We start from the raw sequence: 7,992 nt of genomic DNA, 5'->3' as shown, positions 1-7,992 counted from the left end.
TTACCACATGCCCACGGAAAGCGAAATCGTCCCCCGGAGGACCTTCCTCATACCCAATATCTCGAAATCGAGTCTTCCACAATCCGGCCCTATTGTGTAATAAGCCTCTTAATTAACAATCAACAATAAACTATAATGGAGCCCTTTTTTCAATTATCTTGAATTGGATAGAAAGGGTTTAGGAATGGAGGATTCAAACCGCATTACTTTTTTGTTACTAGGGTGTTGAAAAGCAAGAACATGGGCGTGAAGACCTAACCTTTTAATTGGATTTGTACGTGCTCCATATTTTTTATCGCCGGCAATTGGATGTCCAATTTCCTGCATATGCACACGAATTTGATTTTTTCTGCCAGTCTCCAGTTGGACCTCAAGTAAAGTTAAATTAGCATTCCCCTGTACTTTTTTATAATGAGTGATCGCGTGCTGAGCTCCTTTAGGATTTTTAGTAGTAAACATTTTCAGCGTTTTACTTTCCTTTACGTATGACTCGATAGTGCCTTCAGGTTCCTTGGGCGAGCCTTCCACTAATGCCGCATACTTACGCTCTTTGACCATTTTTTTCCACGACTGCTGGAGTTTTAATTTCGCTTCTTCGTTTTTGGCGAACAGCATAACTCCTGATGTATCACGGTCCAAACGATGTACAACAAAAATTCTGTGGTTTGGATTTTTACTTTTTACATAATTCATCAGCTGCCGATGGGCGGTCTCCTGTTTTTCTTTTGGAGAACCTATCGATAATAGTCCGGCACTCTTATCAATGACGATTAAATCTTCATCTTCGTGTAGAATCGACAGACCTGTTAATGTGGCTTTCCGTTTATAGGTTTTATTTTTTACGATTGTGATCTTCTGCCCTGGCTGTAATTTATGGTCATGCCTGGTTTGTACTTCATCCTCTACCAGAACTTGTCCTCGCTTAAGAACAGACTTCACTGAATTTCGGCCTGTTTCGGGTAACATTCTTAACAAAAAAGGCAATAATTCATCAGACTGCTCTACGGTAAAGCTATTTTTAGGTGCATTATTTTTTCTTCGAGCCACATAACTTCCTCCTTATTTCTTGTACTCTTGTCTAGTTTACCATCTCACTAGCTCTTCTACCCCGCAAATGGAAAAAGAGCAGCACCAGAGGCTGCTCTTTTATTAATATAAATCTCTTTCTTAAATAAATAATTTAGGGTCGATCCAATCATTGGTGGACGAGCGTCCATTCGATTCATCCTCCCGAAGTAAGAGAGAATCACATTTTTCATCATAATCAAATGGGATAGCCTGCTCATATGTTCGAGGAATGATGTCAGCATTTCTATATTCACGTGAAGAGCGATCGATCAGCAATCCATTTACATTATCTTTCTTAAGTTCTTCCACCACAATCCTGCCAATCTGTCTTCCTAATCGAAGCCCTTCCGAATTGTCTACAGGATAATGAACACCTGCGAATAACCTCGACTGGGCATTTTCTTCAGCTAGATAATGAAGTTTCTGGCGTTCTGATGGAAAGAAGTAACTTAGAATAACTTCAGCTGCTCCTGAAATTGAGGCGTGGCCTGAAGGATAAGATGGATGCAAAGGTGTACAAATGTAAGTCGCCAAATGTTGATCCAATTGGTTAGGTCTTGGGACCAGCCATTTATATTTCAATGCCCAGGCTACGACAAAAGCGTCATTCATACCGCCGAACAGCGCACCTAAAATTCGGGCTGCTCTAGGCGCTTCTATCCCGTACGTGTCAATTAGCCGATCTACGATGGGGACCCATTGTTTGGAAGCAGGACCAGCTCCCCAATACTCGGCAATTGTTTTTTCTCGTTCGGATAAATTCGCGACTGTATGCTTTACAACTTTTAATTGGGCGTACCAATCAATGGTATTCGGATCTTTGATCGCTAACCGGATCGGACGTCCGTCTAATTTCTTGAATCCGTGGCGCCGGCTGTGTTGAATAAAGTAAGTCTTCCACTCTCCGGCGTCTGGTTCCACCCCTCCCGCAATGGTAGGAAAATGGTCTGTACCTGCATATGGAAGTTCGGTCCAAAGTGGATAAGCTCTTTTTTCATGAGCCATATCTTCACCCCCTTCCATATTAGAATATGGAAGGACAATCTTCAGGGTGTAAACGTTCCACCTTCAAAGTCCGTTATCCTCCACTTCCTGCCTGCTGAGTTTTAACCAGATCAGCATAGAAGCCGTTTTGACCGACAAGTTTTTGGTGGCTGCCCTTCTCCACAATTTTTCCTTCTTCCAGGACAATAATTAAGTCAGCCGACCGAATCGTATTCAGACGATGAGCAATAACAAAGCTCGTCCGTCCCTTCATTAGTCTGGATAAAGCATCATTTATTTTCATTTCTGTCACGGTATCAATACTGCTCGTGGCTTCATCCAATATTAATAAGGCCGGAGAAGCAATCATCGCGCGGGCAATAGACAGTAATTGACGCTGTCCATGACTAACTCCTCCTCCATCTGAATCAAGCCAGGTATCATATCCATTCGGCAGTTTTGTAATAAAATCATGTGCATGAGCTGCCTTGGCTGCATCCTCTACCTCTTTATCCGAAGCTTCCAGCCACCCGTATCGAATATTCTCCCGAATAGTTGTATAGAACATGGTTGCATCTTGCAATACCACTCCCATCTGATTTCTCAAACTGTCTCGGGTAATAGATTTTATATTTTTTCCATCAATTAAAATTTCGCCTTGATCAGGGTCGTAAAAACGGGAGAGTAAAGATATGATGGTTGTTTTCCCAGCACCTGTAGGGCCTACTAAAGCTACTGTCTGGCCGCGTTCGGCCTGAAAGGTAATGTTGGCTAATGTTTGCTGCTTATCTTCATATGAGAAATCCACATCCCTGAATTCAACATCGCCCATAAGAGTACCGGCCGCTTCCGCTTGTTCTTCATCTGATTTTTCTTCTGATACATCAATAATCTGGAAAACCCGTTCAGCTCCTGCAACAGCAGAAAGAATCATGTTGAATTGATTAGCAAGATCATTTAAAGGTCTTGTGAATTGTCGAGAATAAGTGGTGAATGTAACGATAATACCAATGGAAATAAATCCGTTTAAAGCGAGCAGCCCGCCCGCTCCGACTATAATAGCGAAGCTCGCGTTGTTCAACATATTCATTAGTTTCGGAATAAAGCCTGTATATACTTGAGCCCAGTAACCGGAATGTTTTAGGGCTGCGTTTTTCGCTTCAAAATCCTCAATCACTCTTTCTTCTCTCGAAAACATCGAAATAATATTCTGCCCTGAAAACATTTCCTCCACGTACCCGTTAACGTCCCCAAGATCCTTTTGCTGTTTCTTAAAAAACTCCCCTGTCCGCTTCGTGATCCACTTCATACCAAAGTACATAACAGGAACAATCGTCAACGTCATAAGAGTCAGCATGGGACTCAGCCAGATCATAATACCCACGGTTCCTATGATCGTAAGGACACTCGTAAAAAATTGAACAACCGCTGTATTTAAGGTACGGCTCACATTTTCCATATCGTTGGTTAAGCGACTCATTAACTCCCCCTGCTGACGCTGCTGAAAAAAGATCACTGGAAGCCGTTGTAAATGAGAAAACAAATGATTACGCATGGAGTACACGGTATCCTGAGCGATACCGATCATCCAATAATTCTGAAGCCACAAGAACAATGAATGGAAAGCGTAAATAAGCAGAAGCCATCCAAGCATGATGATAACGTCACCTGAACTTGGTTCAGCAATAGCTAAATCTACCGTTACCCCGAGAAAATACGGACCCAGAAGAGATAGAGAAGAACTTAAGAGAATGACGGCAAGAACAGTATAAAAACGCTTTTTCTTATCTGCCATGTAATGCCAGATCCTTTTTAAAGTGGAATGAATATTATCAATCTTCGGTGGTGCTGTACCGATGCCTTGATGGCGTCGTATGGGAGGACGCCCTGATTTTTCTGCCATTATTCCGCCTCCTCTTGCTGGGACATGTAAACTTCACGATAGTATGGACTGTGTGCGAGGAGCGTTTGATGAGTACCTTCGGCGATTAAATGCCCATCCTCCAGGAGAAGGATTTTTTGGGCTTGCTTTAAAGAACTGATTTTCTGAGCCACCATGAACACAGTGCAAGCCTCTTTTTCAAGGGTGCGAAGCAATTCGGTCTCTGTATGAGCATCGAGTGCGCTTGTGCTGTCATCCAAAATTAAGATCGCTGGTTTACGAATAAGGGCTCTGGCGATAGATAAGCGCTGTTTCTGCCCTCCGGAGAGGCTCAAACCTTTTTGACCAAGAATCGTATCGTACCCATCTGAAAGAGTAAGAATGAAAGAGTGAATTTGTGCTTTCTGTGCCGCCTCGATTACTTCACCCATTTCAGCATTTTCTTTTCCCCATAGAATGTTTTCGCGGATACTCCCTGAAAACAGATGAATATCCTGAGGAACCAGACTAATCTGCGATCTAAGGTGCTTCACATCCAGTTCGCTGATTTCATTATCGTCTAAATAGAGTTGACCCGATTGTTTTTCATATAATCGGGGTATAAGTCTTAATAAGGAACTCTTACCAGAGCCTGTCTCGCCCAGTATGCCTACAGTTTCCCCGGCTCGCACGCGGAAGCTCACCTGATGGAGAACTTCTTCACCACCTGGCCTATAGGTGACCTGGTCAAATAAGAGACCTCCTTTTAACTCAGTTTTTTTGCCGCTTGTTTCAGACAGATAAGAAGGAGTGCGTTCTTCCAGCACCTCACCTAATCTGTGAGCCGAAGCATTCCCTCTGGAAAAAACCATAATGAGGAAGGTGAAAATAGAAAATGTAAACATGATTCGGGTGGCATAATTAATCAGGGCGACCAATTCCCCTGCCTGTACATTTCCTGTTCTTATGTTTTCAGCCCCTAGCCAAATGATGAGGAGGATCGTGATATTCATACCCAGCATAACGACCGGCATGGTGGTTTCCATCAGCCAGAGTGCCCGTTTGTTTTTATCAACTAAAGAATCATTCACTTCTTTAAATCGGTTTTCTTCATAATCGCCACGGTTAAACCCTTTAATGAGGCGGATGCCGGTTAAGTTTTCACGAATCACGGTGTTCACGCGATCTAGCTTATTTTGTACAAGCTTAAAAAGCTTCACCCCTTTGAATAACACCCAGAAAAGAAACAGTAGAAATACTGGGACAGCAACGACAATTAGAAGAGCTAAGCCTGCATCAATACTTAAGGCCATGATTACGGCAAAAACAATAAACAGCGGAGCCCGGAGCGCTATTCGAACAAACATAAAAAGAAAGTTCTGAATTTGAGTTACATCATTGGTCATTCTGGTAATTAATCCAGGAGTGGAAAAGGATTGGAAGTTTTCATTTGTAAATTGCTGAACTTTCGCAAAGAGATCTCGTCGTAAATCATAGCCTACGCCCTGGCTGAGCTTAGCTGCAAAAAAAGAATTCGTAATTCCGGCTGCGAAAGCTAATAAGGAAAGACCTAATAGCAGCCCTCCCCATCCAGAAATGATCGAGAAATCTTCCTTAAGAATTCCTTCGTCGATGATTCGCGCCATTAGTAAAGGCTGAACCAATTCCACAATAAGCTCTATCCCCATAAGAGCTAAGGCTATAAATGCTGGAGCTTTATAATTTTTGGCATAGGAAAGAATCTTGCGCATAAAGGAGCCTCCGGTTATGTAAGAAATTGTTTACTATTATACAGGAGTAATGAAAGACAGCCTACTATCTAACTCATTTTACTACGTTTATCTCTTAGAAGAATGGCTTAGGTCGCATCTCTTCAATCGTACTTTATTTGTCACTCGTTTATAACAGCTTAGCAAGAATAGAATAGTAACAAAATTGTAAGTACTTGTCGTCCAACGAAAAACAAAATAAAATTACAGTACCAGTGTTTCGGAGGAAAGAGTAGGTGAATGAGTGAGGAATAACGTTAAACCCATATTCCCAGTTACGGATGAGCTGCTTGAGCTTATAGACTTGCTTGACCGGATTTCAGAGATTGATGAGGATCAATTCGTTCCCCATACCATGAATGTGCTAAATAAGGTCTATGCCCAGGGAATAATCGCCGGGTATCACAAGGCACGTGAAAAGAATGACCACGAAAATAATTTGAGACGAGGTGAAAAGGGTGAAAGAAACTGAGACAGGTATTGAGATCACCCTGGAGATTGTCTGCGGTAAATGGAAGGGACTCATTTTATGGAAGCTCCTTCATGAAAAACCCATGAGATTTAATCAGTTAAGACGAGAGATTGATGGTGAAATTTCTTCTCGTATTCTATCCCGCGAACTAAGAAAACTTACAGACGACGGATTAATCGAACGTATAGACTACGAAATGGTTCCCCCAAAAGTGGAATACCGCATTACCCCCTACGGCAAAACGACGGCTTCTTTTTTAACCATCATGAACGAATGGGGTCTTGAGCATAAGCGGATGTCAACCTCTAAAAAAGAAATGGCCCGGCTTATTAATAAGCAAACCCAGGATGAATTTGGTTAAACTTGCTCATCAAAAAACAGCTTCCTGATCGAGTCAGGAAGCTGTTTTTTTCATTTATAGAGTTTCTTTTTCTTTAACGGGCGATTAGTTTGATAGAGCTGATAATCATCTTTCTTCTCATCTACGATCCAGTCCCTTAGAATTTTTGCAAGAATCATACTGTAAACCGTTCCGTTATCACCGTAGCCCAACAGGAAGTAGCTATTTGGATACTCTTTATATTCCCCGATCATAGGAAGACCATCTACCATACCACCATAAAAAGCAGCTGAATAATAGGCCGGGCTCGTGTTTATATTTGGAAAAAGTTTTTTTAACTCTTCCATAAGTCTCTTGCGCTTATGCACAAGCTTTCCATCCCGTTCTTCTGGGTGCTCTGTTTCTTCATCCAGTCCCCCGATAATAATGCGGTTATCTTTCGTCGTCCTGATAAAAACATACGGTCGGGCCGTCTCCCAGATCAACGTACGGTCATACCAGCCGCTAAAACGGTCTACCGGGTCGGTCGTTACCGTGTACGTACTTACAAAACGTGCTTTCTTTTCTTTATTTATGTCCATATCGTAATAGCCTGCAGCATAGATCACTTGTTTAGCACGAATTTTATGCCCACGGTTTGTGGTGATGACAGGTTCTTCTTTCTCGTAATACTCTCCCGTCATCTTTGTATGTTCAAAAATCCTTACGCCTTTACTGAAAGCATAGTGAAGAAGTCCATGAGTGAAAATAAAAGGATTCATCTCTCCGTCATTTTTCGAGAAAATGCCTCCCTGCTTGGTAAAGGAATAATGCCGGCTGATCCATTCTTCGGTAACCCATCTAACTGGCGTACCACGCCCTTGAAGCCACTCGCACTCCTGCTGCAAAGGAAGTAAGTCAGCATCTTTGCTCACGTAATAAAGAGTGTCCCTGCGCTTGAATTCAGCATCAAAAGCCATTCGGCTGCACGCTGTCTCTATTTCATCTATTGCTTCCTGACATAATTGCAAGTGCCTTGTTACATAGTCATCGCCAAAAACGTGAATGAGATCCGTGAATAATTTCTCGCCCGAGGATTGAAGCAGGCATGTATTCGTACTGGTGCTTCCGAGACCAATTTCTCCACTTTCAATAACGACAACATCCATTCCCTTGTCCGCAAAATAATAAGCACATTGAGCACCAGAACTGCCCCCTCCTACGATCAGTACATCACAAGTAATGTCCTCTTCCAGAGCTGGATAAGTTGGTTTATCGCTAAATGTCTCCGGCCAATAATACGTTCCTGACTGTATATTCATAACTCCGCTCCTTACCCATTTTATATAGTATTAGTATGAGTATGAAACGGGTAAGCTATGTCATTTTTATATAATTCGCTCAGATTATTCTTCACACTGCTGTTAAAGATAAGCTCCCGTTTGTTGAAGACTCAGTTTCGAGATAAATGGGTCCGTTACTAAAATGGGGATGAGGGTTGGTGGGGAAATAACTCGCT

Annotated in this window: 7 protein-coding genes; 2 read left to right on the top strand and 5 right to left on the bottom strand. The window is 42.3% G+C overall.

The window, feature by feature from the left end; genetic code table 11:
• Nucleotides 1-153 precede the first annotated feature (153 nt).
• The 4 genes from BMZ06_RS19915 to BMZ06_RS19900 form a co-directional block, all read right to left on the bottom strand.
• On the bottom strand, nucleotides 154-1,047 hold the full coding sequence (locus tag BMZ06_RS19915) for an RluA family pseudouridine synthase (RefSeq protein ID WP_089754926.1): 894 nt from the start codon (nucleotides 1,045-1,047) through the stop codon (nucleotides 154-156).
• Nucleotides 1,048-1,167: 120 nt separating this feature from the next.
• Nucleotides 1,168-2,073, bottom strand: a complete 906-nt coding sequence (locus BMZ06_RS19910; protein ID WP_089754922.1) for a vanadium-dependent haloperoxidase — start codon at nucleotides 2,071-2,073, stop codon at nucleotides 1,168-1,170.
• A gap of 73 nt (nucleotides 2,074-2,146) precedes the next feature.
• Nucleotides 2,147-3,955, bottom strand: a complete 1,809-nt coding sequence (locus BMZ06_RS19905; RefSeq protein WP_089754920.1) for an ABC transporter ATP-binding protein — start codon at nucleotides 3,953-3,955, stop codon at nucleotides 2,147-2,149.
• A complete protein-coding gene (locus tag BMZ06_RS19900; RefSeq protein WP_089754918.1) occupies nucleotides 3,955-5,664 on the bottom strand; it encodes an ABC transporter ATP-binding protein in 1,710 nt (569 codons plus the stop codon). The genes BMZ06_RS19905 and BMZ06_RS19900 overlap by 1 nt, the downstream gene beginning before the upstream one ends.
• A gap of 262 nt (nucleotides 5,665-5,926) precedes the next feature.
• Here BMZ06_RS19900 and BMZ06_RS19895 point away from each other — a divergent pair, with 262 nt between their 5' ends.
• Nucleotides 5,927-6,154, top strand: a complete 228-nt coding sequence (locus tag BMZ06_RS19895) for a hypothetical protein (RefSeq protein ID WP_089754916.1) — start codon at nucleotides 5,927-5,929, stop codon at nucleotides 6,152-6,154.
• The gene (locus tag BMZ06_RS19890) at nucleotides 6,141-6,515 is read left to right on the top strand and encodes a winged helix-turn-helix transcriptional regulator (protein WP_089754914.1); all 375 of its coding nucleotides are present in this window, start codon (nucleotides 6,141-6,143) and stop codon (nucleotides 6,513-6,515) included. Before BMZ06_RS19895 ends, BMZ06_RS19890 begins: the two co-directional genes overlap by 14 nt.
• Before the next feature lie 50 nt (nucleotides 6,516-6,565).
• Here the strand turns inward: BMZ06_RS19890 and BMZ06_RS19885 are convergent, their stop codons facing one another.
• Nucleotides 6,566-7,795 carry an NAD(P)/FAD-dependent oxidoreductase gene (locus BMZ06_RS19885; protein WP_089754912.1) on the bottom strand — a complete coding sequence of 410 codons (1,230 nt, stop codon included), beginning with the start codon at nucleotides 7,793-7,795 and terminating at the stop codon, nucleotides 6,566-6,568.
• Nucleotides 7,796-7,992: the final 197 nt, after the last annotated feature.

This window comes from Halobacillus alkaliphilus, from assembly GCF_900113125.1.
Taxonomy (GTDB): domain Bacteria; phylum Bacillota; class Bacilli; order Bacillales; family Halobacillaceae; genus Halobacillus; species Halobacillus alkaliphilus.
This window is presented reverse-complemented; position numbering and strand designations above follow the sequence as displayed.